Genomic DNA, 25,599 nt, shown 5'->3' with positions numbered 1-25,599 from the left:
CTACTTTCTCACTTTGCCGGGTCCGATGCCAAAGTGTTTGGTAAATGCGCGATTGAAATGTGATACGTATTTATAACCTGTAAGTGTGGCTACCTCTGTAATGGAAGTGCCTGACTGTAGCAGTTCTTTTGCCTGGTTCATTTTGGTAAAATGCAGATAGCCAAATACAGTGGTCCCGAATACTGTTTTGAAATGACGTTTCAGGTATGCATCATTGGTGCCTACCTGGTGAGCCAGATCAATGAGTGAACAGGGGCTTTGCAGATTAGAGATGATAATTTCCCTGGCATGATGCATCCTTTCAATATCAGCGGGCCTGAGTGTTTTTTCTGTCTTCCTGCGATGGGCCTGTTGGCTCTGTTCGAATGCATCCAGTTCAATTGATAACAGTTCGCCCAGTTTACTTTTGATGTAGAGCTGTTTGTATCTCCCCTCCAGCGGACAATTGATCATCTTATAAAGGATACTGTTACTTTCTGTTTGCAGGAAAAGATTGGAACTGCTCATGGGGGTAGTTTCATTCCTTTCAATGCTCCGGTGTAACAGTGCGTGGAAAGGATGTTCCTGTGGGAGATAATTGAGCATTAATTCCGGACTAACACTGACTTCAAAGATCTCAAGCCGTTCTCCGGGCTGCCAGTTCAGCTGTACCTGTTCCTTTGAGAAGAACAGGTAATTGTATTCCTGTTTTTTGAAGGGAAGTACGCGGTGTTTGCCGTGATGAACCTGGTAACTTTTATTGCCGCTTATCGTGTAGGTGAGTTGTATGAACGGATTGGTATTTTTAATAACCACTTTTCCTGGCTGGCTGGATGTTACGTTGTAATAACCGAGGTTGATGCCATCAGGGGAGGATAGTTCATAAATAATTCCTTTATGTCCGTGTTGGGCTACCGAGCGGCGTCTTTCCTTTAACAAAGCTTCTTCCGCCTGATATATGTCAAAATTACAATACATCACACCTGCATTCTTTTCAAAAAGCATGTCATTCATGGAGAGGAACAAAAATTTACGGTTGGTCGAATAGGTAAATACCGCAATACTATGTTTTTTAATGTCAGTCCCCTTTACGCATTTGGGAAAATTTTTTCTCTGGCGATATAACTTGCTTATTTGCAGTGAAATAAATGGAAAATTAGATTCCGTTAATGGTAATTGATTCCGTTTATGGTAAAACAGGGTAAAATACAATTGCGCATCAGGGACTATGAATAGAGGAATTCTCCCCGATTCGTAGTCCCTGATGCATAATTGTATTGATTTATTTTTTCTCTTCCTTTTTTTTCACTGCTTCGTCATCTTCACCGAAATTATCCTCTCCGATCTCTTCCAGTTTTTTGATGATGGTGGAAATCGGTCCTTCCATATGCTCCTGCGGTTCCGGTCCCAGTGTTTCAGGGTCGGGTTGTATACCGGCATCTTCATTTTTCTTTTTTACTTCCTTTTCTTTGGGATCGTTGTTTATCATGGCATTATAGGTTTATTGCAGTAGAACTGTCAAAAAAATCATGCCAGCGCAAGTGAAACAATAGGAAGGATTGTCTGTTTTCCCTGTAGGGTGCGGTAACAGGACACCAGGCTGGTGGTTTGAATTTCGTAATCATCGCATTGATATTCGCAAGCTGTGGAAATTCAGGTACGATTACCTTTGTTGTGAGCAATTTAAAACGTAAACATATATGAAATTAACAGGCAATAAAATTCTGATCACAGGCGGCGCCAGCGGCATCGGTCTTGGACTGACAGAACGGTTTCTGCAGGAAGGCAATACGGTGATCGTATGTGGCAGGAGAGAGGCAGCATTGAAAGAGGTGACTGATAAGTATCCTGCTGTGATCACTAAAGTTTGTGATTTATCCACAGAAGCGGAAAGAATCGCACTTTTTAAGTGGGTGGAAGAGCAGCACAGCGACCTGAATGTGCTGGTAAATAATGCAGGTATTCAGCAATGGGCAAATATTACCGATGCGGATTTCTATGAGCGTGCAAAAGCCGAGATTGCTACGAATATAGAAGCGCCTGTGCACCTGACCGCGTTATTCACCGGATTACCTGCGCTGAATACAATTATGAATGTGAGTTCCGGCCTTGCTTTTGTACCTTTTACAAAGGTGCCGGTATATAGTGCTACAAAGGCATTTTTCCATTCTTTTACCCTTTCCAGCCGTTATCTGCTGAAAAATAAGGGCATTGAAGTGATAGAGATCGTTCCGCCTGCCCTGAATACAGATTTGGGAGGCAAAGGACTGCATGATGCAGCACCGCCGGTAAGCGACTTTATTACAGCTATATTTGCACAACTGGCAGAGGGTAAGACAGAACTGAGCTTTGGTTTCAGTGAAGCGATGGTGAAGGCTGGTCCGCCGGAAATAACAGCGGCTTTTAACAGACTGAATCCGGTGGTATAAATCTGCTCTTAATATCATCTGTATATACTCAGCCTATAGTTACCCTTCGTTCGTCTTTCGCTCATATATGAAGCACGAACGAAGAGTAACTATAGGCTGAGTAATGTATTTATACCCTTTTTGTCCTGAATGCCCCCTTTTGCCTGAAAGTTTGACTTAGCATGCTTCATACATGCTTCGTATACGACGTATATACGACGCATACACGACGCATCTCCGGGAGAACTTACCTTAAAAAGGTCATTTTATCCCTGCAATTATTGTTACAACATCGGTTTTATGTGGATAACTAGTGTTTAACCTGTAAGCGGATAGTGGCGATCTGGAATTGTTTCAGCGTGAAGTATACGATCCCGAACATGGCCCCAAATGAAAGGGTAAAGGCCCAGGCAGACAGATGTTGATGGGGCAGGAAAAGATGCCCTGCAAAGGTCTCTAATAGCTTCTGTGGGTTAGTTACCGCATCCCAGCTGTTAAAACGCAGATATCTGCCAATATAGACCCCATAACCGCATAAAATGAAGCTGATAATGACCAGTCTTCTGACCCATCTCACCCGCATATGACGGAGCAGATATTGCTCTACCTGCATCAACGACACAATACCTAATAACAACCCGTTCCAGGCTGCAGTAGTTACGAGCAGCAGATCATACCATTTGGGCATGGGAGGTTTCTCTTCGTAATGGAACAGATCAGTGATCAGATAAGCTGCATTTGGAAAAAAGGCTAGCCAGCAGCCGATCAGCAGCAGTGCTTTTATATTGTATTTATGCTGGCGTAGCAGTATATGACTGAACACGAGCGGTAATATGCCCAGGAATGTATTCCAGGCGTAGAAAATATAGGTCAGTTCCTGTGTATAAAGCACGCGTATTGTCAGCAGTGACATGGTAAATGCAACGGACACCAGCAGCATTTTTTCCAGGGGAGAGAGGTATTTTATCATAAGTTTTAAGCCATTGCGCTGTCTAAATAATAGTTTTTTTTCTGACTGATCGTATTATGAATACTCTTATAGTACTTGTATCTCATTTTCCGTAGGTAACTGCTGAAGGTATTGCCGCCTGCTATAAACACTTTTTTATAGGCTGTCCAGGCGATGATTACTGTACCGGCAAAGAACAGTTTGTATAAATGCCGGCAGATGAATTTTGTAACCGGGGATTTATGCTGAAAGAGCAAAAAGAGACGGTCACGCTGAAATGCGACATGGTGAGCCTCGTCGATGAGGATATCCGTAGAGATCTGTTTTAGTAGCGTACAACGGGTGGCATCCTTCAGGGACTGATAGAACAGTTGAGCGATGCTCTCTACGACCAATACAGATAAGGTCCAGATTTCCATGCTGGTATTGAAATATCTCACTTTTCTGAAGATCGTATCACATATATCAGCTTTTAACCTGGGTTTGCCGATGCGATCCAGGTATGTGCCCAGATTGTCACTGTGTTTTTGCTCTTCGTTGATAAAAAGCCTGATAGCTTCCAGGTAGGAAGGATCATTTATTTTCCGTGCATATTTCCGCGTAGCCTTTAACAGCGGACCGCTATCCGGTGTCTCTCCCAGTTGCCATGACTGGAAAGATCGCAGGATAGGCGATAGTTCCTGCTCTGTAGCGGTGGGGACCAGTTGCCAGTCAATGCGCTGTTGTGTGGCATTGCTGCTGAAATGTGAGATCCACTGATGACTAGTTCTCATGTTGCGTGTTTTATCAGGTTAGTCCGGGTTTATTGAAAGTGCTTTGTTTTTCAAAGTAAATGATACAAAAAAAGGGCCTGATGGCCTTTTATTATATATAGCTATGTTGGTGACAGGCAGTGGGAAAGCTGTCTGACACGGATTAGTAGCCGGTGATGTATTTACTTTGAGATACAAAGTAAAGGAATAAAAAGCATATCGGGGGAAATTATTTTATTCTGCCACTGTTCAATTACGCAGCAGGTTGTTGCGTAATTATAATTCATTGATTGTTATTAATTAGGATGAAGGAGGGACTATTTGCCGGATATAACTGGTCTGTAAAAAATGAATGGATTAGGTGGATACTCAGGTAAGAATGCATGAATCAGGATGAGTATGGGAGGTATAGTAACAAAAAAGCCCCGTATCAAAACAATGATACGGGGCTCTTCATCACAGATTAATTATTTTCCTGTATAACATTTACATAAATAATCTCCGGTAATCCTTTGAACACATATTCTGTTACCTCGCAGAGCCACATTTCCTGGTTAACAGGCGTTCCTCTGTAGTTTTCCATCAGGTAGTTACCGCCGCCGATAGACTGTTGAAGATTCTCTATCAACCTTATCGGGTCTGCGCCTTCAAATGGTTCATCACTCATTTCTATAAAGCATTCACTCGTATAGTCGCTTACTTTATCGAGCATGGTATCTGCACCTAATACCATTTCGAGTGCGGCAATATCATCCTGCCATTCGGGAATGTCAATGTACCATCTGTTTTCGGGCGTCTTGTAAAATCTAAACGTATTTCTCATGACAATAGGTTTTGGGGACCGCAAAGGTAACGTTTTAGGAAATAGAAAAAGGCAACATTGATATGTTGCCTTTATAGTTGGGAAATTCAATACAATAGATGTTACCACATTTGCACAGCTGTGGCTTAACTAATAGAAAGACCTAAAAACTATGTGAAACAGATGCACTTAAAACTTCTCCGCTGGATGATCCTTCCTCTTTCATCACTCCATCTACAAATACCTGTACTTTCAGTGTAGAACTGGCATTAACGCCTGTTGCACTTACAGCAGCATTTGCTACAATCGTACCTCCAGGTACTTCAAATTCAGGGCTTGTCCAGGTAGTGCCGGACAGGCTGCTTGCAGTAGTGACCTTACCGTCATATCCCCATACGGCGACAGAGATGCTGGAACCCGCACTTGCAACTGCTTTGAAATAAACTTTGTGAGAGGATGAAGATGGCTTATTGTCATCATCTTTGGAACAAGCAACAAACACAAGAGATAACAACAGCGCCAGGAAAGCGTAATTTTTCAATAATTTCATACAAATGGTTTAAAAAAGTGCCTACTCTATCATTCAGTTTTCGGCATACCTGTTCATCGGATGACAAAGGTAAACCGGCCTGCCAGGCAGGGCAATACCGGGAACCCATGATTTATTTCTACCTGGTTCCAGGTATTTTTTTTATTTTTCGGCCATGATCCGTTTATATATCCTGATTGCATTAACCATAACCATATCAGTATGTTGTAAAGCCCAGATGCCGTTAAATCAGCAACGGTATTTTGACAGCCTCACCACGATGCTGCGTGAACCCGGAACTGACAGCGTGAAGGCCAGGGCTAATTTTGCATTGGTAGTATACTGGGTATCCAGAGATACAGCCAAAGCAAGACAATGTATCGATGAAGGCCGCCGCCTGAGTAAAGGGTCTTCTTTCCTCTATGGATTGTCGTATGCACATGAAGGATATCTGTACTATGGCTCCGATGTGAACAGAAGCGAAAAAGCTTTCAGGAATGCAGATAGTCTGTTAAGCCCTTATGCTACAAAAGACGCTTATCAGATACGGGCAAACGTCTGGATCAATCTGGCCGTTATTCAGCAACGAAAAGATGATGACAGGGCCTATATTGATTTTGTATTGAATAAGGCAATTCCACTGGCTTCTAAAGCAGGCGACAGTGTTATTCTTGCCTCTCAGTATGTAGGCGTAGGGGTTGCCTTTATGAATATAGAGCAATACGACAAAGCTGAAACATATCTTAACAATGCTATTCGTATCTACAAATCTATCCACGCATCAGGTCCGAAACTGATCTCCGCTTATAACAGGGCAGGAGAGAACTACATCTGTCTGGAAAAATATGAAGAAGCAAAACGTACCGTTGATGAAGTAAAACCTTTACTGGCGCCTTATCCGGAGTCAGAATTGTATGCAGGGCATTATATGGTGGAAGGTCTGTATTATCATCACCAGCAACAATATACAACTGCGATCCAGTGCTTTGATAAGGGAATGGCTGCTGCCAAAGGGCCTAATAAAGTATATGCTATCCAGGAAATACAATTCTACAAGGTTAAATCATTGCTGGCTGCAAAGATCTATGCACCGGCAAAGGATATTCTGCTGGAATTGATGCAGGATGAAGATGTGATGTCCCTGAACAGTAGTCGTCTGGAGATCTATGAAGGACTGGCAGAAAGCTACTCTGGTCTCGGACAGATGAAACCTGCCTACGAATGGCTGAAACAATCAAGACACCTCAGTGATAGTCTGCACGAAAGCGATGTGGCCAATGATATTAACGCACTGGAAATGAAATACCAGCGTGCGGAAAGCCAGAAGCGGATCATTGCTTTGGAGGGCAGGAACGCCCAGGCAGCACTGTCTGCAAAGAACAGCCGTCTGTACAGCTGGTTATTCGCCTCCATCAGTCTGTTCCTCCTGGTAGTAGCCACTTTTGCTTTACTGTACTATCGTAGTAACAGGAAGCTCCTCGCACAGAAGGAAGTGAATCATCTGCAGCAACTGATAGAAATAGAACAGCAACAACGACTGAAGTTCGGACAGGCTGTTTTACAGGGAGAAGAACAGGAACGTCACAGATTGGCACGTGATCTGCATGATGGGCTTGGTGGAATGCTGGCCGCCGTGAAGCTGAATCTCTCCGGACAACTATCCGCAGTAGAAACGAAGCAGACGGAATTACGCAGGATCATCGGGCAGGTAGATAGCTCGGTAACGGAACTACGCCGTATTGCCCATAATATGATGCCGGTCAATCTGTTAAAATTCGGACTGGAAACAGCGTTAAGGGATATGTGTGAATCACTGATGACAAGCCGCCTTGCAATTGATTTTCAGGCATATGGTATCAGTAAAACATTGCCGGAACAGAAACAGGTACACATCTACCGGATCGTACAGGAGATGCTGGTCAATGCCATCCGTCACGGAGAAGCAGACAACATCATTTTACAGTGTAACCAGGATGGTAATAACTTCCTGATCACACTGGAAGACAACGGAAAAGGATTCGATACCGCTATCAGCGGAAAAGGAATAGGACTCAGTAACATCAGGAACCGTGTCGGTTTCCTCGATGGAAATATAGAAATCACTTCTGTTATTAATGAAGGAACAACAATAAACATAGAACTGCATGTCGGATAACAGCGCCAGCCTGGCCATAGTGGATGATCACCTGATTGTATTGGAGGGATTGCAGCAATTACTGCTGAATGCAGCAAACATTTCTGTTGCGGGCAGCTTCACAACGGGGACCGCATTCCTCAGTTTCCTGAAGAAGCATACCGTAGACATTGTACTGCTGGATATCAGTCTGCCGGATATTAACGGCATAGAACTATGCCTTGAAATAAAAAAACTATCTCCCCATACCATCGTCCTTGCGTTGAGTAATCACAGTGAACGCAGTATGGTATTGCAGATGTTACAGCAGGGGGCTTCAGGATATCTACTAAAGAATATTTCCGGAGAAGAACTGATCGCGTGTATTCATGAAGCACTGGATGGACAGATCACTTTCAGTCAGGCGGTCAAAGAGATCATGTCCCGCCCGTCCGTCACAGAGCTGAAAGGTGTACCCCGCCTGACAAAAAGAGAAAAGGAAATATTACAGTTGATCGCAGAAGGGCAGACGACACCGGATATAGCAGCTACACTGCATTTAAGTCCGCTGACAGTAGAAACCCATCGCAAAAGCCTGTTACAGAAATTTGAAGTTAAAAATGTGGCATTGCTGATCAGAACAGCCGTAGAACAGAAACTACTATAGATCAGAACCGCATATTCCTTTTCAGCAGGAAAGCACTACACTTTTTACAGAAGCCCGTTTCCTGATCCGTAGGATCACCGCCTTTGGCGTCCCGCATATAGCAGTTACTAACCGGACAATGAGGCAGTCCCATATTGTGGCCCAGTTCATGAACCACCAGTTTGGTGAAATTCTTTTTGTTTTTCAGCCGGTAGCTGGATACGACACAGGCATTACCTGGACAATATCCCAGTCCCATGATGCCATAGTCTTCATGTTTACCTTCGGATGCGCTGATGTCCTGCATAGTAATTCCCACATATATTTCACCCGGTTTTGCCATATGGCTCATCCACTTTATCAGTGAATCGGCCCTGTTACGGTTTCGTGGTTCAAAGTAGGTGAATGCTGGCATATCCTGCGCAGGCAATACTTCTGTCGTTGGAGAGATATCTTTTAATACCTCGTATGTTTCTTTGATCTGGATGTCTTTTACCCTGCCCAGCGGGAGTATTTTGATCTGTACGCCTTTTAAGGCGATGTGTGATTTGTTTTTGTGGATGCATGCTGTCAGCAGGAGACAGATCAGCAGTAAACTATATCTGTTTGCCATTTTCAGCTCTGTCTTTGACGATTTGCAGAATATTGTTCTGGATATCTTTCATGATCCATCCGGCCCACCAGCTGGCATAGAAGTTAAAGGAGGTGGTCAGTTTGAAATGACTGAACAGATGCAATCTGAAAGTATTGTCATCCAGCTGCTCCAGTTCATAAGTACCATTGAGCACATCAAAATAAGCACCACCGATCACCACGTGTTCATCCATGGCGGTGGATGGAATATCGTAAGGATTGGCTTTGATAGTAAATGTCATTTTCCGCTGATGTTCGTATTCCGTTACGACTTCGTCGAAGACCAGTCCTTTATCAAAAATAGCTTTCCGGTATCCGCCCAGTCCCTGGTAATTCAGTTCTGCTTTAATAGGGCGGGGGAATCCCAGCAGTCGGGTGAACCAGCCTTTGTCCTGATCCGCACTGATTTCACTCACCCTGGTCACATTGCTCCAGATATTTTCCTTTGGCGCATGAATATCAATATAGGTATCTGCTTTATAACGACCCGGGCTGTTTGTCAGCTGTTGCTCCAGCGGAGACAGTAATAAAGGCAGAAAGGCCAGCAGGGAGATTTTCAGGGTTTCCCGTTTATGTTGCTTTATCTTATAATATCCCGCTATCAGACCGCCGATAGAAGCTGCCCCCATAAAGAGCGGAAGCACCATGAACCAGCAGGCCCATCCCTCCAATGTTAAAGCGATACTGACAACAAGAAAGACGATGATGGGCACCCAGGGCATCATCACCCGATAGCGCTTCTTTTCCACATCTTCGATTGATGAAAAGTAGATAGTGATGGCTCCCATGGCAAAAGGGACGCAGAAAAGGAAGGCCAGTGTCATTACAGAGAGGAGCTCCCCGGATTGGTCCAGGCCAAAAAGTACCCTGGTGAACAGTGCAAATACAACTGGGAGAATGACGCTGATCAGCAGCTTCTTAGGTAAGAAACGGGAAAAATACATTAGTATAGGATAATAAAAGCCAAAGATACTCAAATCGGCAGCCGCAAATAAATTTATTTGTCCGGGCAACCCTTTCACAGTAAACTGCATTTATAAGAGTATAAACCTATTGCGCTTTTGATTACACCTGAACTCATCAAAGAAGCCAGGAAAGGCAGTGCTGCCGCCCAGCGATTACTGTTTGACCATTTGTCAGACAGGATGCTGATGGTATGCCGCCGCTACGTCAAAAACCAGCAGGACGCGGAAGAATTGTTGCTGGATGGGTTTTATAAGTGTTATGCCGCCCTGCCGGGATTACAATACCAGGGAGAAGCCGCCCTGTATAGCTGGCTGAAAAGGATCATGATCAATGAATGCCTGATGTTTCTGCGAAGGAAAAACACCTTTGTGATCGTGTCTGAACATGTAGCAGAGACAGTCGCTTTGGAAGAAGACGTACTGAACACGCTTTCAGCTACAGAGATCTTTAATCTTGTGATACAGTTGCCTGCAGGTTACAGAACGGTTTTTAACCTGCATGTCATAGAAGGTATGAATCATGGAGAGATCGCACGGCTGTTGGGCATTACCGAAGGTACTTCCAAATCCCAGCTCAGTAAGGCGAAGTCATTATTACAAAAAATGCTTACGCAGCAAAATATTGCATATGCTAAACGAAAATCACAGCAATAGCCTCCCGGAGAAGATGGATGCACTGGACAGACTGCCAGGGGAAGCGCCTTTCAATAAAGGAGCTGCCTGGGATCGTTTGCAGCAGAGAATGGAAACACAAACGCCTGTAAAGCGGAAAATGTGGTACTGGTGGGCTGCGGCAGCAGTATTGATAGCAGCAATGATACCATTCCTGTTACAGGAGAAGACAGCTCCTGCTTTACCGGCGGCACCGGCAGTCGTATACACGCCAGTGAAGCAGCCATCGCCTGCACCTGTTGCTGTAGTAAAAACGGCGGATGTGGTGAATGTAGTAATACCGGAGAAGACACCGGTTGTCCGGATCAGCAAACAACTTACCGTACAAAGTGATACCTCTGCCGGTATACAGCATGTAGCTATCGGACAACCCATAGAAGAGAAAATTATTGTAAATAATGATACGCCATTGGTAATGACTACGACCACTGTCAGTACGAATACGCATAAAATGCGCGTCGTACACATCAACGAAGTTGGTGGAGACGTCATCGGTAATACCTATATCAACCCGGACCATAAACAATTCAGGATTGCAGTCGGTGGACGCACCGGTTTTGCCAGTCAGATTGTCTCGGATAAATCTTCAAACAACATTCCCAAAAACTAAACAATAGATGAAAAAAGTTACTTGCTTTCTGATGCTCCTGCTGAGCATCACGGGGACTCTTTATGCCCAGACCAATACACGGACTTCCAATGAAGACAAGGTATTTGATGTACCTGAACAGGAGATCAGCAAACGATTCCTGATTGCGCTGGACAAGGGAGATAAGATGCAGGTGGAACTGGTCGATATGAGAGATCTGGCACGTGTGGGCAACATTGATTCGCTGCTGAAAATCTTCCTGAAAGATATCACGCCCTTAAAGGATTCCCTGCTGGATGAATTGTCCGTGAAACGCATTGACTATGTCATGGAACCTCCGGCTGCCAAGAAGTTAAGATTTAAACAATTCCGCCCTGCCGGTACGAGTTATCTCGTACAACAGGGAGATATGGCCGCCCTGAAACTTGAACAGGATACAGTGCATTTCATCGGTATGGTATCCGTGCCGGGGAAGCAGCAGGTCCATCGTTTCCGCATCAGCTTTTTTGTGAATCAGCTGAATGATCTGGCTACCTATGCTGATGGACGTCTGCAGGCGAAGCTGGTCAGTCTCCGGGAAAACGTGCATTCAGATTGGGTAAAAGATGATAAAGGTATGATGCATATCCGGAAAGATTATATGATCTCTTCCAGTCTTTCCGGTGGTAATGTCGGTACACATGGTGACTACCTGTCCTTTAACGGGAGTGTGAATCTCCAGAATTATAAAAACTATTTCGTGCCTTCGTTCAGCATTGGAGCGACCGCAGTTACTACTGTGTTCAGCGGTAAGCAGACGATGGAATTCGGGGCCTACTGGGAACCTAACTTCTTCTTTGGCCGGGATAGCGAAGGGAAATTAAAGACATACCGCAATGACTTTGTAACACTGATGTACGGTGTTGGCCGGACGAAAAGAGAACAGGGAAAGAAAGAGCCTGAGCTGCAATTTGTCGCCTCTGTCGGCTATCTCGTACATCGTAGTGGAGACTATTTTGATAAACATTCCTTCCGTGTGGGATTAGGACGTCTTTCACTGCTGGAAGGCAAAACGAAGATAGAACCGGTGATATACTTCCATGAATTCTTTAAGGGAGTGACCCCCGGTTTGCGTCTCATACAAAGCTTTTAATACCCGGTTAACCCCTTTCTGTTGTATACAGCTGGCCATTGTGCCGGCTGTTTCTTTGAGCGGTATCTGCAATTAGCTGAAATACACGTAATTTTCAGGCATGTATATCAGGAACCTCACCCAGCAACTGGAGATCGACTATGTGGTCAAGGATATCTGGCCTTTTCTGTTGCATAAGCATACACATTTTGAAATGCTGTATATCATGCGGGGAAGAGGGCAGCATATGATCAACGGAACGACCTATAACTATGAAAAAGGCGATCTGTTTATACTGGCTCCACAGGATAATCACTTCTTTGTTTTCCAGGAACGCAGCGCTGTTTGCATCATGAAATTTCATGAGGGATATTTCAGCGATTTTCTGCAGGATACAAGGTTTAAGGACCTGTTTACTGCCTTATCTTCTCCATACCGTAAGGTATCGGCCGGTTGTAAAAATAAGCCGGATATTATGCAGCTGATGGAGCTGATCATCCGGGAGCACCGCAAGGAAAGTGCTCATCAGCAGATCATTATAAAGCATGCCCTGTCACTGATCATTACGCTGACAGCAAAGGATGCCGGCGAACAACTATCTTCCGCCAAAGACGACAAAATACAGTCTGTTCTGAATTACATCCACCAGCATATTGCAGATAAACACCTGTTGTCTGTGCAAAAGATGGCAGATACTTTTCATATCAGTAAAAGCTATTTTAACCAATATTTCAAGAACGCAACCGGCAGTGCCTACAAAAAATATGTACAGGAATATGCCCTTAAACTGATCGCCAGTCAGCTGGTGAGCCGGAATAAGACCCTGACCCAGCTGGCCGAGGAGTTCGGGTATAGTGACGAAAGCCACCTGAACCGCGCATTTAAAGCCCATTTTAATCTCACGCCATCTGCCTTTAAGAAACAACAAATGGCACTCTGACCGCCGGTCTATAGTTTATACAGGATAATCCCTGTTTCGTTCAATGGCCGGTCCGCGCAGACGGGTGAACTTTGCATGACAAGTTTAAAGGAATCACACATGCATATAGATCATACTACGATAAGGACGGACCATCTGACTGAAACGAGGGACTTCTTCATCAAAGTCTTCGGACTGACAGAAGGCCCCCGGCCGGCAGCTATTGCCAGGGCGATGCCAGGTCACTGGCTGTACTGGAAAGAAGCGCCCCTGGTACACCTGATACCCGCCTCATTTTATCATGACAGGACGGGTCAGTCACCGGCAGAGGCAATAGACCATACCGCCTTCTATATGGAGGATTATGATGGCTTCAGACAACACCTCAAAGAACTGGGCATCCATTTCTCCCCGATGGATCTGCCTGATATCGGAGAACGGAGGATCTTCCTGCGTACACCAGCTGGCATACTCCTTGAAACAGTTTTCAGAACAGCTAATGACGTAAGTATGCCAACACAGGAATAGTCCTTTTACGGTTCTTACGTATGTTCATTAACTTTGTAGTAATCCGCCAAAGAATACGCATGAAAAATGACATACTGGACCTCTCCGGTGAAAAGGCATTACCGCTCCAGCTGGACGCCGCCATTTCTTTCAGATCATTCACTGACTATCTGAGGAAGAGAGCAGGGGAGGAAAGAACGGCCAAGGCTGGTATCTATAAACATACCCTGGCTCTTTTTGATAAATATCAGGTGTGCAGCAAGGATATTGCGCTTGCTGATGTGCATGAGTACAGTGAGTTACTGGAACAATTATATGTTTGCCTGTCACCCCCGCTGGCAGATGAAAATGAAATGGCCTGGGGCCTGAGCTTCCCTTTCCACCCGCTGATCTTCTATGGTACGGAAACCCTGTATCAGCTCATGTCCAATAAGGTGGTCGATCACGAAAAGTATATCGTATCCAAGACGCCGGAAGAATTTCACAGGAGCCGTCTGCAAATGATCTATTCCTTCATTTTGCAGCGACTGTATAACTTCCGTATGTCAGTGAAAACGGAGCAGTATCATGCGGGTATCAACAGGGAAACCGGACTGTTGCAATATTTCCAGGTGCATATCAATACAGATTTTTTACAGGTAGAACCGATCGGTCCACTGCCTACGCCCGATTTTGGTGAAATATCACTGATGCTGGCAGAGGATGAAGGGTATGATCTGTTGCTGAAAATGCTGCCACTCTCATCTTTTCGTTTCAGGGGTTTCTGTATCGTATCAATATCCGATGTGACAGTACAGAAGGCGGTGGAAAACATAGAAAATGTGCGGCTGAACCGTACCCCGGATAATGATGAGAGCAGTTACCTGAACGTCATACAATCACTTAAAACTATCGTTGGGAATAAACAGATCGAGTTTGACCTGTTTCCACTCGTAAAGATCAATAATGAGCCTGTTTATGGCTATAAAAAGGCTGGTACGGGCATCCTGTTTGAGGTGTGGGGAGAGCGGCTGTCGCCGGAAGTTTTCCGTAAACAGGCAAAAGGGTATTTCTCCAATCCGAATTCCTTCTTTTCTCATGACCTTTTCGGACCGAAGGAGATGGAAATCGCTTTCCTGGAACATTTCCGTAAACTGAAAGTCCGTTCACTATCCTTACTGCCGGTATTTTATAACGCCAAACCGGTGGGGGTACTGGCGATGCATACCTGGGAAGACGAGACATTTGAAGAAATGACTGTTTCGTTACTGGAGCCGGCCTTACCGGCTATTGCCCAGTTATTCGAGGTATATATCGACGAGTTTAACATGGAGATCGAGAATATTATCAAGGAGAAATTCACCTCGATCCAGCCGTCAGTACAGTGGAAGTTCAACGAAGTAGCCTGGCATTATCTCCATGACAGGAAGAAAGGACTGCCGGAAACGACCGAAACCATCCATTTTAACGGGGTATATCCGCTTTATGGCGCAGTAGATATCCGTAACTCGACCATAGAGCGGAATAAGGCGATCGTCACCGATCTGGATACGCATCTGGACCTGCTGATGAAGACGCTACAGTCCTTGCAGGAAGAGCATCATTCTGTGTTACAGGAAGAGATGATCTACAAATGTGGTAAATGGAAAGAAGCTCTTGCAGTACAACAGCTGAACGGGAATGATGAAAACAGGCTGGTGACCTTCTTCCGGGAAGAGACCACCCCTTATCTGCAACATATTGCAAGACAGAATGGGAACAGCCAGCTGCTGGAAGAATATCTTAACGCACTGGATAAATTCAATAGTAATCTGTATGGCAGCAAGCATGCGCTGGAAATGTCCATGCAGATGATCAATACAATAGTGAATAACTATTTTGAAACGGAGAAGGATCTGTTGCAGACCTCCTATCCCTGCTATTTTGAAAAGTTCCGTTCGGATGGTGTTGAATATGATATCTATATCGGACAGTCCTTTGCACCTGAACAGCCATTCAATCATTTCCACCTGAAGAACCTGCGTTTGTGGCAATTGTCTTCCATGGCAGCGGTGGCACAGCTGACGGCTTCCTTATTGCCGGATATGCCGGTTGCCCTGCGTACCACACAACTGATCTTTGTGCATAATCATACCATTGATATCAGTTTCAGAGCGGACGAGCGAAAGTTCGATGTGGAGGGTGCTTATAATATCCGCTACCAGATGATCAAAAAACGGATTGACAAGGTGCATCTCCGGAATACGGAAGAGCGCCTGACACAACCTGATAAGATCGTACTGATCTATTTTGATAATAAGGATATTGAAGATTACCTGCCTTTTATCCACTATCTGCAGGAGAAAGGTACGCTGAACAATGACCTGGAGGAACTGGAACTGGAAGATCTCCAGGGATTGAGTGGCTTAAGAGCGTTGAGAGTAGGGGTGGCAGAATTATGAAGAATCATAAAGGCGCTCAGAACAGTAGTCGTAAAATTACGATATATCGTAAATGTAGTTTATGAATGATTTGCTGTAATTGGTTGTTTTTCAGCTGTTTATTGCTGTGGCATTTTGATTGCCTGTTACAGGTCAATTAAATAGGCCAGTTTTATGATACATAACCAGGAAAACAGACAATTGAAATCCAGGATTCAGATCTACTCATTTGAATCATCAGATATAATTAATACGTTCTCTGACCAGGAAGCGTTTAAACGTGAAAATGTAGAGATCCTCTGGTCGAAATATGGTACCGGCACCGTACAGGCAGACGGTAAGATCATGCAGGTGGAAGATCATCAGATCTATTGCTTTCTGCCTGGTCAGATGAGGAAGTTTCAGCTGGACGGTCCTGTCAATGGTTACTATATTTCATTTTCGCCTGATTGCCTTTACCTCGCTTATAACCTGAAGGATATGATGTCGTCCTTCGAAGAATCCATCTTGAATATGCAGTTGCTCAACTTCAGGGCAGATGAAGAGATGCAGGAAGAACTGGAGGAAATTGTCAGAAAGATGCAGCGGGAGTGTGAGAGTGACCAGTGGATGCGATCTGAGGTTTTATCAGGACTGCTGAATGTGTTTATGATCTATTTGTCCAGGGAATTAGGTGTAGGAGGACAAACACAGGTGCTGTCCAGAGACGGAGATGTAGCCCGCAGGTTTATGACCATGCTGAAACAGCAGTTTACACATTGTAAGAAAGTAGCGGATTATGCAGATGCTTTGAATGTGACGCCTAACTACCTGAATACAGCGGTTAAAAAAGTGACGGGTTTCACTGCCAGTTATCAGATCCATAAACTGATCATTCTGGAAGCTAAGCGCCGGATGTTATATGCTGACAGTAGTCTGAAGGAAATTGCTTTTGATCTGGGGTTTGATAATCAGGCGCATTTCAGTAAGTTCTTCAAGGCGAAAACGGGCATGAACTTTACTGCCTTCAAACACAGTATGGCCGAAATGGTCTGATATCAATTACAATAAAAAAACCGGGAAGAAGATGATGACAACTTCTTCCCGGTTTTTTTATATGTTACTTTTTATTGCTGGTAAGCAGTCAGCGCATGTTTTACCGCTTCTGAAGAAGGGGCATAAAATGCAGGACCTGATAAGAGGGTCAGTTTCAGTACTGGTTTAAATACAGACATCTTTTTCTCTTTCAGCTGCAGTTGTGTATTATAGGCATCAAAAGCGCCTTTGATAACGTTCTCTGCTACTTCAGCAGTAGGAGAATCGATACCGGCATCTTTAATGTCGCTTGCATGTGAATAAGCGCTTACACCTAGTCTCAGGGCTTCTCTCATACCAATGGCACCTACGGTGTACATCACTTCTGCGTTGAAGCTGTTTCTGTTACCCAGACCGATCAGCAGTAACTGTTTCGCTTTGATCGTGCCCGGAGGAGGCGTTATCAGCAATGTCTCAAATGCGTGTCCGGTAAACTTACCACTCTTCCGCAGATCAGTGATCATACCATGTAATGCTTCATCCAGGTGCAGCATGCCATTGAGTGGCGCCGGTAATGCCGGTGGGTTGGTGATATCACCCTCAGTGTATTCAAACACACAGGCGATCTGCAAAGGCGTTTCCTGTGCGGAAGGTCCCTGGACTTTTACTTCTACTGCAATACCATTTGCTTTTCCTACTACTGCGGAGGTACCAACTGCCGGCAGATCTTTTACCTGTGCATTTACTGCGAATACGACAAACAGCAGTAAGCTGGTAAGACTTGTTTTAAACATTTTCATATTTTAGAACTTAAATGATAACTGTGTATTGATAAAGAAAGAATTGGCGGAAGGACTAACCTGTTGTTCGATGAAGGCGCCGGTATCAAAGTATTGCAGACCACAGCTTAGTTTGACGAATTTGCTGAATGCGTAGTCACCACTTAGCAGGTAAGCCGTTCCGATATACCGTTCATCTGATCCTGCACCCGCCGTATTGAATGAACCACTGGGTCTGTAGATCCCATCACCTGTTGAATACCGCCAGTTAAATACGGCGTCTGCCTGCATGGAGAATTTACTGCTGAAGGTCAGATTACCATAAGGGTGTATGTCGATCAGGTTGGATGGTCCGATACGGGGATTGAATCCAAAATACCCTCCTTTAGGGTACAGGGGATTGAATGTCTGCAGTTTTCCATCGCCGGGCGTTTTATCACCGGAAATGTAGTCGTTACGTATGTTGATACTGGGTTTATATCTGGCGTGTTCGAATGTATAGCCAATATCGATGGCGGTGGTCCATGCACTGATACGGCCATTACCGAAGGTGCCGAACTGGTAGGCGGATTCCAGGTTGTAGATAAAGCCGCCGCCGTATTTCCAGTAACGCACGGCAGCGGTATGTCTCAGTTCCTTTTGTGTCCCTTCTTCAAATCTCCCCTGGTCCCTGTGGATGCCCAGATAATAGAGATCGAAGTTGCCCTGTTTTGGAAGGATGATATAAGAATAGGCCCCCCACAGATTTGCTTCATGTATCAGGTGATTATCGAATACGCCGGGGTTTACTTCATCGTCCATCATGACAAAGGCGTCTACGCCAAAACGGGGGGCATTATACATTAGTTTTCCACCGGTAAAGTATTTGCGTACGTTGGTACCCTCCCTGACAGAGATGAGTCTGCCGGTACCGTAGTCAAGTTCCTGTCTGCCTGCCCTGGCTACCAGTTTACGTTGCCGGGTGCTCCATGTTTTAAGGGTGACGTCTACAAAGAGGTTTTCCACATTCAGCGCGTCTTTATTGACCGGACTGGGATCGAATTTGCTGAAGTTTTCCAGGGCGCTGTTCAGCTGAGCAAACACCCTGACAGCAGGACCCAGATGCAGATCGGCATGGAGACTGTAGCGCTGAAGGACCATATCATTGTAACCATCGCCGTATTTCAGCCAGTTGTCATGAACGGTAGCCGCATATTCATAGCGCGCCTCTCCGCCAAAGGACAGGTAATAATGATCCTTATTAAAGAGTGGGATGTACCTGATATGATTGTACCAGTTACCTGTTGTATCGTTACGCAGGTAGTAATAGTCTTCATTAAAGCGCATCAGTTTAAAGCTCTGGGCAGACAATGACTGTATACCCTGATATAGCAGGAGGAAAAATAATGCTATGATCTTTTTGTTCATAATAATCGTATTCTGCCATTAGGAACATGCGGTAAGCCTGGTTTGGAGCCTGGTACATTGTTCCGGAATCAAAGGTATCTGAAACTGGCAGTACGGCGGATTTACAAATCATCGAAAGTGTTGTACAATTCCATAGATCCGAAAAAAGATCATATAAGGGGGGCGAACGGCGTAATAATGAAAATGCCGCAGCTCATATAAGCTGCGGCATTTACTATTTATGATAAAGTAGGTTTTAACCTCTGTAGTGGGCTCTTAACATCCACGCCATTTTCTCATGTTCTTCCAGCAGACCGGTGATGAAATCACTGGTACCTGCGTCTTTGAACGTATTGGCAAATGCGTCGATATTACCACGGATAAATTCGATGATGCTTTCGTGATCGCCCAGCAGTTCTTTAATGAAGCCAAGGCTATCATTCTGTCTTTCGCTATACTCTGTCAGATGTGTCAGTTCCAGGAAGCTTTTCAGTGTAGCCGGTGCATAGTGGCCGAGTGAACGGATTCTTTCCGCCACGCTGTCCATGATCTCATCCAGCTGATTGTACTGAGATTCGAAGAACAGGTGCATCGCATGGAAATCTGGTCCTTCTACATTCCAGTGTGCATTACGTGTCTTTGTATACAGTACATATTCATCAGCCAGTAATTTGGCCAGCTGGTTGGATACCTGCTGTCTGTTTGCTTCTGTGATGCCAATATTCGTATTCATATGTAGCTAGTTTTAAATGCTTGGTTTGTGTACTGCTAAGTTATGACATTCCTATTGGTTTAAGACCAACTGGTTATAATTAACACATCGTTAGCAGTAATGATGACAAACATAAATCAACGTAAGACAGCGAAACGATATATGCCGGGATAATGTAAAGTTATGTAAGGCAGTAAAACGAAACGAAAATCAGCGGTATGCCTTTGTCAGTCAACAGGCCCTGTATTTTGATACTACCTGATGGAATATACGAAACGATTATCGGGAAATAGTCTGTTTAACGATCTCTAACCCTGCTAATACCCTGTTCATATCTGCTTCTGCACCCATGGCGATCCTGATATATTCACCATTAGCACCTGGTGCGGCAAAGAAGGCGCCTGCCATTACTTCTACGCCTTTCTCCCGCAGATCATGGTACAACTGAACGGACGTAAATCCTGCAGGTAATGTCAGCCAGCAGTGAAAGCCATTCTCATGTCCCTGTACATCGAAGCCGGACAGGAAGGCTTTTGTTTGCTCCTGGCGTTTCTTTCCTTCTGCCCGTTTCCTGCGCAGGAGATCTGCCAGTTCTCCGTTCGTGATCACTTCAGATACCAGTGCCGTAAAGAAGGTAGAGGGATTGCTGGTGGTCAGCTTGATGGCGACAGTGATCCTTTCTTTATATTGTTCCGGTGCTACGATGTAGGCAACTTTGATATCCGGTGCAAAGGGTTTGGATAAGCTATAGATAAACCAGCCCAGATCAGGCGCCAGTTGTGCGAAATTGGCGGGTGGATTTTCTTCCAGGAAACCATACGCATCATCATCGATAATGATCTGTCCGTTTTTGCGGGCTACTTCTATTAGTTCGAGTCTGCGTTCATGCGGCATCACAATACCGGTAGGATTGCTGATGGTGCCCATTACATACACTGCTTTGATGTTATGTTTGGCGCTGGCAGCTGCTAATGCGGCAGGCAGCATCCCTTTTTCATCACCCGGACAAGCGATCACTTCGATATTCATCCAGCGGGCAATGCTGATGAAATTGGAGTAGGTATATTCATCTACAGCGATAGTGCTTCCCTGGAGGCCTGCAGCGATCATGGTCACCATAATGGCCTGGTGTCCTGAAGTCACAATGGAGATCCGTTCTTCACTGATCACGGGTCCTTTACCTGATAGCCAGGCAGCAGCGGCCTTTCGGTCTTCCGGTGTACCGTCAGCGGGTTTCACGTTCAGCCACTGATTGTAGGTACTATAATGCCTTTCTATAATGCTTTTGAAGTCGGTCTGCTGTTCTGCGAGTACCGGGTAGTTGGAACTTAAGGAGATCATGTGAAGTGGAAATTTGGATCGCCAAAAGTACAAATAAATTGTACGAAAGAACTTATCCTGTCACGTTCCTTTATTTATTGTTCATCAGAGATCTTTCCTGCCTGTGATGCCAGCAGTGTGATACCGGTACCCAGCAGGGCAATGATAGCAAATGACCATCGCAGGCTGGTAGCTTCTGAGATAAAACCTATCATAGGAGGTCCAAGCAGAAAACCAAAGAATCCAACAGTAGATACGGCGGCAATAGCGATGCCGGGCGCCATTGTTTTGGATTTCCCAGCCAGGGCCAATACTAATGGCACTACAGAGGATACGCCAAATCCGATCAGCAGAAAGCCGATCGTCGCTGTTATAAGATAGGGGAGACAGATGGCGATGAGTAGTCCGGAGGTAGTCATGATCCCACTCATCTGCAATACTCTCTTTGTACCCAGGCGGGTAACAAAGCGGTCTGCCACAAAGCGTCCGCCGGCCATTGTGCTCATAAAGGCAATATAACCTACGGTCGTAAGATGTTCGGGTGCTGCTACGATCTTCTGGAAGTAGATACCACTCCAGTCAAACATGGTACCTTCCGTGACCAGACTGGAGAAGGCGATCAGTCCTAATTTGAGGATGGAGTTGTCCGGTCTTGCGAAGAGCGGTTGTGCACCATCCTGTTTTTCATCCGCAGGCAGCAGGTACCTGTAGGAGAACAGTACCAGCAGCCAGCAGATGCCGCAGATCAGCAGGAAATGCGGTAGTACAGGCATATCCAGCGAAATGGCGATGGTGCCTATGCCTACGCCGGCAAAACCGGCTAAACTCCACAGACCGTGGAATGAAGCCATAATGGACCTGCCATATAAAGCCTCAATTCCAACAGCCTGTGTGTTCATGGATATTTCAAAAACGTTGTTCATAAAACCAAAGCAGAACAACAGTAACACTAACTGCCATATACCGGGAGCGAGTCCTATTCCGACAAGCATCAGGGGAAATAAAATTCCGGCGCTGATCAATACCTTACCGCTTCCTATACGGGTCACCAGCCAGCCTGATATCGGCAGACTTACCATCAGCCCCACCGGCAGTGCAAACAATACACCACCCAGCGCAGCATTGTTGAGACTGAAATCCGCTTTGATATCATGTATTCTGCAGGCCCAGCTGGAGTAGGTCAGTCCGGCGATAAAGAAAAATACGCTTGCCGCAATACGGTGTGTCCGCTTCAGGTTTAAATTGACAGTCAGGTCTTTCATTTGCTATCAGGAAGTTAATGTCAAAAGGCCAATATGCTGTTCCAGCTCATCATAATCGGATATTTTAATGATATCCTGTAAGTGTGCCAGTTTCTTATTATCAATACCGATAAACTTTATGCCAAGTTGCAGCGTCGCCTGATAATCCCAGTTGCCATCACCTACATAGATAATGTCTGACAGATCAGGGGTTGTGTTGTGGCGTTTGTTCATCTTACTGATCGTGTGACCGATGATATCACGTCTTGCAAAGGCATCCTGTGCAAAGGATGCTGCACTGCAACCTTCGATATCGATACCGGCACATTGCAGTTTGAAGAGTGCGGACTGTTTCCAGCCACCGGTAGCCAGACCTATGCGCAGGTCTTCATTGCGGACGAGGCTGTTGATAATGCTGCCCGCTTTTGGTATCTCCTGGAAATAATGCGGCTGTTTTTCATGGGCACGCTCCAGCAGATTACAGAAGCAGTCAATAAAATTTTCCAACTCGGTCACTGTGCAGGGACGATTTCTGCGTTCCAGCGAGAGCTGATTGAGAATACCTGAGTCTGTGGTGTTCTCATAGTGACCATAATTGGTGTTAAAATTGGAGAATCCAAAGGTCTCAGCGATGGCCTGTGTATAACAGAGATCGTCTATCTCTGTGGTGTTGGTCAGTGTGCCATCTATATCGAAAATGATGTACTTCATAAAAAGCAGATTTAAAACTTGATAACTGATTTCAGACTGCTGATATCATTGTTACGTTGCCGCTTATTGACATTACAGCCGAGGTCCAGTACGGCGTCCTGGAATTCATCGATGCCATAGGCTTTTGTGATGATCTTTTCCAGTCCGAGTACCTGGCTGTTGATCAGATCAACAGCATGTTTAAAAGTGTCCTGTGAGTCGATAGAACCGACGATGGAAATACTACGATCCGTGATCTCTCTCGGATTGATGGTCTGCTGATTGTTACGCAGACCTATCAGCGCAATCTTTCCACCATCGGCAACCGCATCGATTGATTTTTCCAGCATGCTGCCTGTTGTATCAACAATCAGGTCATACTGATGTTTACGAGGTGCAAAATGACCGGACAGGTACCATCCTGAACTGAGTATATCATTACTGCTGATCAGGTTTGTTCTGTTGGCAGAAGTTTCATAGATGGTACCAGCCTGTATACCGTATTGTTTCAGTGCGAGATAGAAGAGTAGTCCTATCGGACCGCCACCCAGGATGGCTACATTGTAGAAGGGGGTGACTGCCAGTTTTTTGACGGCAGTGAGCACACAGCTCAGCGGTTCAGACATAGCGCCCTGTTCGAAGGGAACATTGTCGGCCAGCGGGTAGATGAAGCGTTTGGTGGTCTTGAAGTACTTTGTGAATGTACCATCGATGGATACGCCGGCTTCCGTACTGGATTTCTGGAAACAGTGATTGCGTAAGCCTTTACGGCAATTCTCGCAGTACCCGCAATAGTAGGTAGGATCGATGATGACACGGTCACCCACATTGAAGTTTTCCACACCTCTGCCTTTATCTACGATCACGCCGGCTGATTCGTGGCCGATGATCACTTTTTGTTTAGCATTGTATTCTCCGGAAATGATGCTGAGATCGGTGCCACAGATACCTGTAGCGCGAATTTCAACAATGACTTCATCAGGGAGTGTGATAGCCGGTTCTTCGCGTTCTTCCAGCTGAATGTTCCAGGGGCCGTTATAAACTATAGCTTGCATGGGTAACTGTTTTTACCTGACTGAATATTTTGTCCAATCTGCCGCAGATCTCTTCGATATCATCTACAGTGGCTGTGAGTGCGGGTCTTACCTTTACCACGTTACCAAATCCATAGCGTGATCCTCTGAGGATAAGCTTATGATCTGTAAGGGCATTGTCGATGATCCTGTTGGTGAGTTTTACATCCGGAGCGCCGTCTTTGTCTACTATTTCCAGGCCCCACATGTATCCCATCCCTCTTACATCGCCGATGAAATGACCGTACTTTTCTTTCAGGCCGTTCAGCAGATTACCTAATACGATACCGTTGTCGCGCACGTTTTGCAGGAAGCCTTCACGGGATACGATTTCCATGGTCTTCTTTGCAGCGCCGAGCGACAGGAGGTTACCACCAGAGGTGTAGGAATGTTCCCATTTTTCCAGTACGGCAAACTCCGGTTTGTACAGGATGGCGGCAGTCGGGATACCAATACCACCAAGACCTTTGGCCAGTGTGATTATGTCTGGTTCCATATCGAAATGCTCGCTGGCAAACATGTATCCGGTTCTGCCGATACCTGTCTGTACTTCATCGGAGATCAGCACGATGTCCAGTTCCTGGCAGATCTGTTTGATCCTTTCGAAGTAGCCTGCCGGGGGGACGATGTTGCCACCGTTACCCAGAATAGGTTCCATGATCATGCAGGATACATGATTGCTGCTGCCATATTCAACGTAGTCATATACAGCTTCTGCACAGAGATATCCACAGTTGGGATATTTGGCAGAGAAGGGGCAGCGATAACAGTAGGGGGCAGGTACTACTGCATGCTGACTTTGCATGGTGTTGGAGAATGATTTTCTTCTGAACGCGTTTCCGGAGATGTTCGTCGCAAAGAGTGTCTGCCCGTGATGAGAGAGGGACAGACTGATGACTTCATTCTTGCCGTTGAACTTGTTAGCGATCTTTACAGCACCTTCATTGGCCGTAGAGCCAATAATATCGCGCATCCATCCGTCAGTAATACCCTGTGGGGCATGTTCGAGTATGCTGTTTAAGACATCGGCAGCAAGATCGCCGGTAAAGGAGGAGGAAACGTGTATCAGATCTTTTACCTGTTGTTGCAATACCTCGACAACCTCCGGATGACTGTATCCGAGTGCCAGGTTAAATGTGCCGGATACGGCATCAATATATTCTTCGTCATGCGAAGTATAAAGGCGTATGCCACTGCCTTTTGTGAACTCAATGTTAGCAGACATGAGGGTTGGGTTTACATAGAATAAATAAAAAATAGTGGAATGGGCGTAAGATAACGGTCAGATAGACTGAGTTACATAACGAACAAGGGTTTCATGAACTTCCTGCAGGGAATCCGGGTTATACAATCGGTTTTTTTAGACGTGGTAGAAAAAAACTTGCATCAAACTTCGATATCAAAATTGACG

26 protein-coding genes are annotated in these 25,599 nt (G+C 45.2%); 10 read left to right on the top strand and 16 right to left on the bottom strand.

Going from position 1 to position 25,599, the window contains the following annotated elements; all coding sequences use genetic code 11:
- Complete coding sequence (locus BMZ72_RS11765) at positions 1-993, bottom strand: helix-turn-helix domain-containing protein (RefSeq protein ID WP_089808461.1); 993 nt, start codon at positions 991-993, stop codon at positions 1-3.
- A gap of 268 nt (positions 994-1,261) precedes the next feature.
- On the bottom strand, positions 1,262-1,468 hold the full coding sequence (locus tag BMZ72_RS11760; RefSeq protein ID WP_089808459.1) for a hypothetical protein: 207 nt from the start codon (positions 1,466-1,468) through the stop codon (positions 1,262-1,264).
- A gap of 211 nt (positions 1,469-1,679) precedes the next feature.
- Here BMZ72_RS11760 and BMZ72_RS11755 point away from each other — a divergent pair, with 211 nt between their 5' ends.
- Positions 1,680-2,408 (top strand): SDR family oxidoreductase, encoded by a 729-nt coding sequence (locus BMZ72_RS11755; RefSeq protein ID WP_089808457.1) that lies wholly within the window; start codon positions 1,680-1,682, stop codon positions 2,406-2,408.
- A gap of 289 nt (positions 2,409-2,697) precedes the next feature.
- Here the strand turns inward: BMZ72_RS11755 and BMZ72_RS11750 are convergent, their stop codons facing one another.
- The 4 genes from BMZ72_RS11750 to BMZ72_RS11735 form a co-directional block, all read right to left on the bottom strand.
- Complete coding sequence (locus BMZ72_RS11750; RefSeq protein ID WP_089808455.1) at positions 2,698-3,357, bottom strand: DUF1361 domain-containing protein; 660 nt, start codon at positions 3,355-3,357, stop codon at positions 2,698-2,700.
- A gap of 5 nt (positions 3,358-3,362) precedes the next feature.
- Positions 3,363-4,109 (bottom strand): ferritin-like domain-containing protein, encoded by a 747-nt coding sequence (locus BMZ72_RS11745; protein WP_089808452.1) that lies wholly within the window; start codon positions 4,107-4,109, stop codon positions 3,363-3,365.
- A 442-nt stretch (positions 4,110-4,551) separates the two neighbouring features.
- Positions 4,552-4,911: a DUF6717 family protein gene (locus tag BMZ72_RS11740; RefSeq protein ID WP_089808450.1), complete on the bottom strand. Its 360-nt coding sequence runs from the start codon at positions 4,909-4,911 to the stop codon at positions 4,552-4,554.
- Positions 4,912-5,053: 142 nt separating this feature from the next.
- A complete protein-coding gene (locus BMZ72_RS11735) occupies positions 5,054-5,440 on the bottom strand; it encodes a hypothetical protein (protein ID WP_089808448.1) in 387 nt (128 codons plus the stop codon).
- 154 nt (positions 5,441-5,594) lie between these two features.
- Here BMZ72_RS11735 and BMZ72_RS11730 point away from each other — a divergent pair, with 154 nt between their 5' ends.
- Positions 5,595-7,574 carry a tetratricopeptide repeat-containing sensor histidine kinase gene (locus BMZ72_RS11730; protein ID WP_089808446.1) on the top strand — a complete coding sequence of 660 codons (1,980 nt, stop codon included), beginning with the start codon at positions 5,595-5,597 and terminating at the stop codon, positions 7,572-7,574.
- Positions 7,564-8,199: a response regulator transcription factor gene (locus BMZ72_RS11725; protein ID WP_089808444.1), complete on the top strand. Its 636-nt coding sequence runs from the start codon at positions 7,564-7,566 to the stop codon at positions 8,197-8,199. Before BMZ72_RS11730 ends, BMZ72_RS11725 begins: the two co-directional genes overlap by 11 nt.
- Position 8,200: 1 nt before the next feature.
- Here BMZ72_RS11725 and BMZ72_RS11720 read toward each other — a convergent pair whose 3' ends face one another.
- Complete coding sequence (locus BMZ72_RS11720) at positions 8,201-8,791, bottom strand: archaemetzincin (protein WP_089808442.1); 591 nt, start codon at positions 8,789-8,791, stop codon at positions 8,201-8,203.
- Positions 8,775-9,755 carry an APC family permease gene (locus tag BMZ72_RS11715; protein ID WP_255373186.1) on the bottom strand — a complete coding sequence of 327 codons (981 nt, stop codon included), beginning with the start codon at positions 9,753-9,755 and terminating at the stop codon, positions 8,775-8,777. The genes BMZ72_RS11720 and BMZ72_RS11715 overlap by 17 nt, the downstream gene beginning before the upstream one ends.
- A gap of 117 nt (positions 9,756-9,872) precedes the next feature.
- Here BMZ72_RS11715 and BMZ72_RS11710 point away from each other — a divergent pair, with 117 nt between their 5' ends.
- From BMZ72_RS11710 to BMZ72_RS11680, 7 genes are all read left to right on the top strand, one after another.
- Positions 9,873-10,430, top strand: coding sequence for an RNA polymerase sigma factor (locus BMZ72_RS11710; protein WP_089808438.1), 558 nt, complete (start codon positions 9,873-9,875; stop codon positions 10,428-10,430).
- Complete coding sequence (locus BMZ72_RS11705) at positions 10,405-11,058, top strand: hypothetical protein (protein ID WP_089808436.1); 654 nt, start codon at positions 10,405-10,407, stop codon at positions 11,056-11,058. Before BMZ72_RS11710 ends, BMZ72_RS11705 begins: the two co-directional genes overlap by 26 nt.
- Positions 11,059-11,065: 7 nt before the next feature.
- Complete coding sequence (locus tag BMZ72_RS11700) at positions 11,066-12,169, top strand: hypothetical protein (RefSeq protein WP_143087670.1); 1,104 nt, start codon at positions 11,066-11,068, stop codon at positions 12,167-12,169.
- 100 nt (positions 12,170-12,269) lie between these two features.
- The gene (locus BMZ72_RS11695) at positions 12,270-13,088 is read left to right on the top strand and encodes an AraC family transcriptional regulator (protein ID WP_089808432.1); all 819 of its coding nucleotides are present in this window, start codon (positions 12,270-12,272) and stop codon (positions 13,086-13,088) included.
- Between the two features lie 99 nt (positions 13,089-13,187).
- Positions 13,188-13,595 carry a VOC family protein gene (locus BMZ72_RS11690; protein WP_089809797.1) on the top strand — a complete coding sequence of 136 codons (408 nt, stop codon included), beginning with the start codon at positions 13,188-13,190 and terminating at the stop codon, positions 13,593-13,595.
- A 59-nt stretch (positions 13,596-13,654) separates the two neighbouring features.
- Complete coding sequence (locus BMZ72_RS11685; RefSeq protein ID WP_089808430.1) at positions 13,655-15,994, top strand: GAF domain-containing protein; 2,340 nt, start codon at positions 13,655-13,657, stop codon at positions 15,992-15,994.
- Between the two features lie 153 nt (positions 15,995-16,147).
- Complete coding sequence (locus BMZ72_RS11680) at positions 16,148-17,008, top strand: helix-turn-helix domain-containing protein (protein WP_089808428.1); 861 nt, start codon at positions 16,148-16,150, stop codon at positions 17,006-17,008.
- 71 nt (positions 17,009-17,079) lie between these two features.
- Here BMZ72_RS11680 and BMZ72_RS11675 read toward each other — a convergent pair whose 3' ends face one another.
- The 8 genes from BMZ72_RS11675 to BMZ72_RS11640 form a co-directional block, all read right to left on the bottom strand.
- Entirely contained in the window at positions 17,080-17,787 is a 708-nt protein-coding gene (locus BMZ72_RS11675) for a M17 family peptidase N-terminal domain-containing protein (protein WP_089808426.1), read from the bottom strand.
- A 3-nt stretch (positions 17,788-17,790) separates the two neighbouring features.
- Positions 17,791-19,173 carry an alginate export family protein gene (locus tag BMZ72_RS11670; protein WP_089808425.1) on the bottom strand — a complete coding sequence of 461 codons (1,383 nt, stop codon included), beginning with the start codon at positions 19,171-19,173 and terminating at the stop codon, positions 17,791-17,793.
- A gap of 235 nt (positions 19,174-19,408) precedes the next feature.
- Complete coding sequence (locus BMZ72_RS11665) at positions 19,409-19,885, bottom strand: Dps family protein (RefSeq protein WP_089808422.1); 477 nt, start codon at positions 19,883-19,885, stop codon at positions 19,409-19,411.
- Positions 19,886-20,143: 258 nt separating this feature from the next.
- Positions 20,144-21,205: an aminotransferase-like domain-containing protein gene (locus BMZ72_RS11660; RefSeq protein ID WP_089808420.1), complete on the bottom strand. Its 1,062-nt coding sequence runs from the start codon at positions 21,203-21,205 to the stop codon at positions 20,144-20,146.
- Positions 21,206-21,279: 74 nt separating this feature from the next.
- A complete protein-coding gene (locus tag BMZ72_RS11655; protein ID WP_089808418.1) occupies positions 21,280-22,446 on the bottom strand; it encodes an MFS transporter in 1,167 nt (388 codons plus the stop codon).
- A 6-nt stretch (positions 22,447-22,452) separates the two neighbouring features.
- Positions 22,453-23,136 carry an HAD family hydrolase gene (locus tag BMZ72_RS11650; RefSeq protein WP_089808416.1) on the bottom strand — a complete coding sequence of 228 codons (684 nt, stop codon included), beginning with the start codon at positions 23,134-23,136 and terminating at the stop codon, positions 22,453-22,455.
- 11 nt (positions 23,137-23,147) lie between these two features.
- Positions 23,148-24,170, bottom strand: a complete 1,023-nt coding sequence (locus tag BMZ72_RS11645; RefSeq protein ID WP_089808414.1) for a zinc-dependent alcohol dehydrogenase — start codon at positions 24,168-24,170, stop codon at positions 23,148-23,150.
- Complete coding sequence (locus BMZ72_RS11640) at positions 24,151-25,413, bottom strand: aspartate aminotransferase family protein (RefSeq protein WP_089808412.1); 1,263 nt, start codon at positions 25,411-25,413, stop codon at positions 24,151-24,153. Before BMZ72_RS11640 ends, BMZ72_RS11645 begins: the two co-directional genes overlap by 20 nt.
- Positions 25,414-25,599: the final 186 nt, after the last annotated feature.

Origin of the sequence: Chitinophaga sp. YR627 (assembly GCF_900114995.1) — a bacterium.
Taxonomy (GTDB): domain Bacteria; phylum Bacteroidota; class Bacteroidia; order Chitinophagales; family Chitinophagaceae; genus Chitinophaga.
Note: the sequence above shows the minus strand (reverse complement) of the source record. Positions and strands in the feature narration are given on the sequence as shown.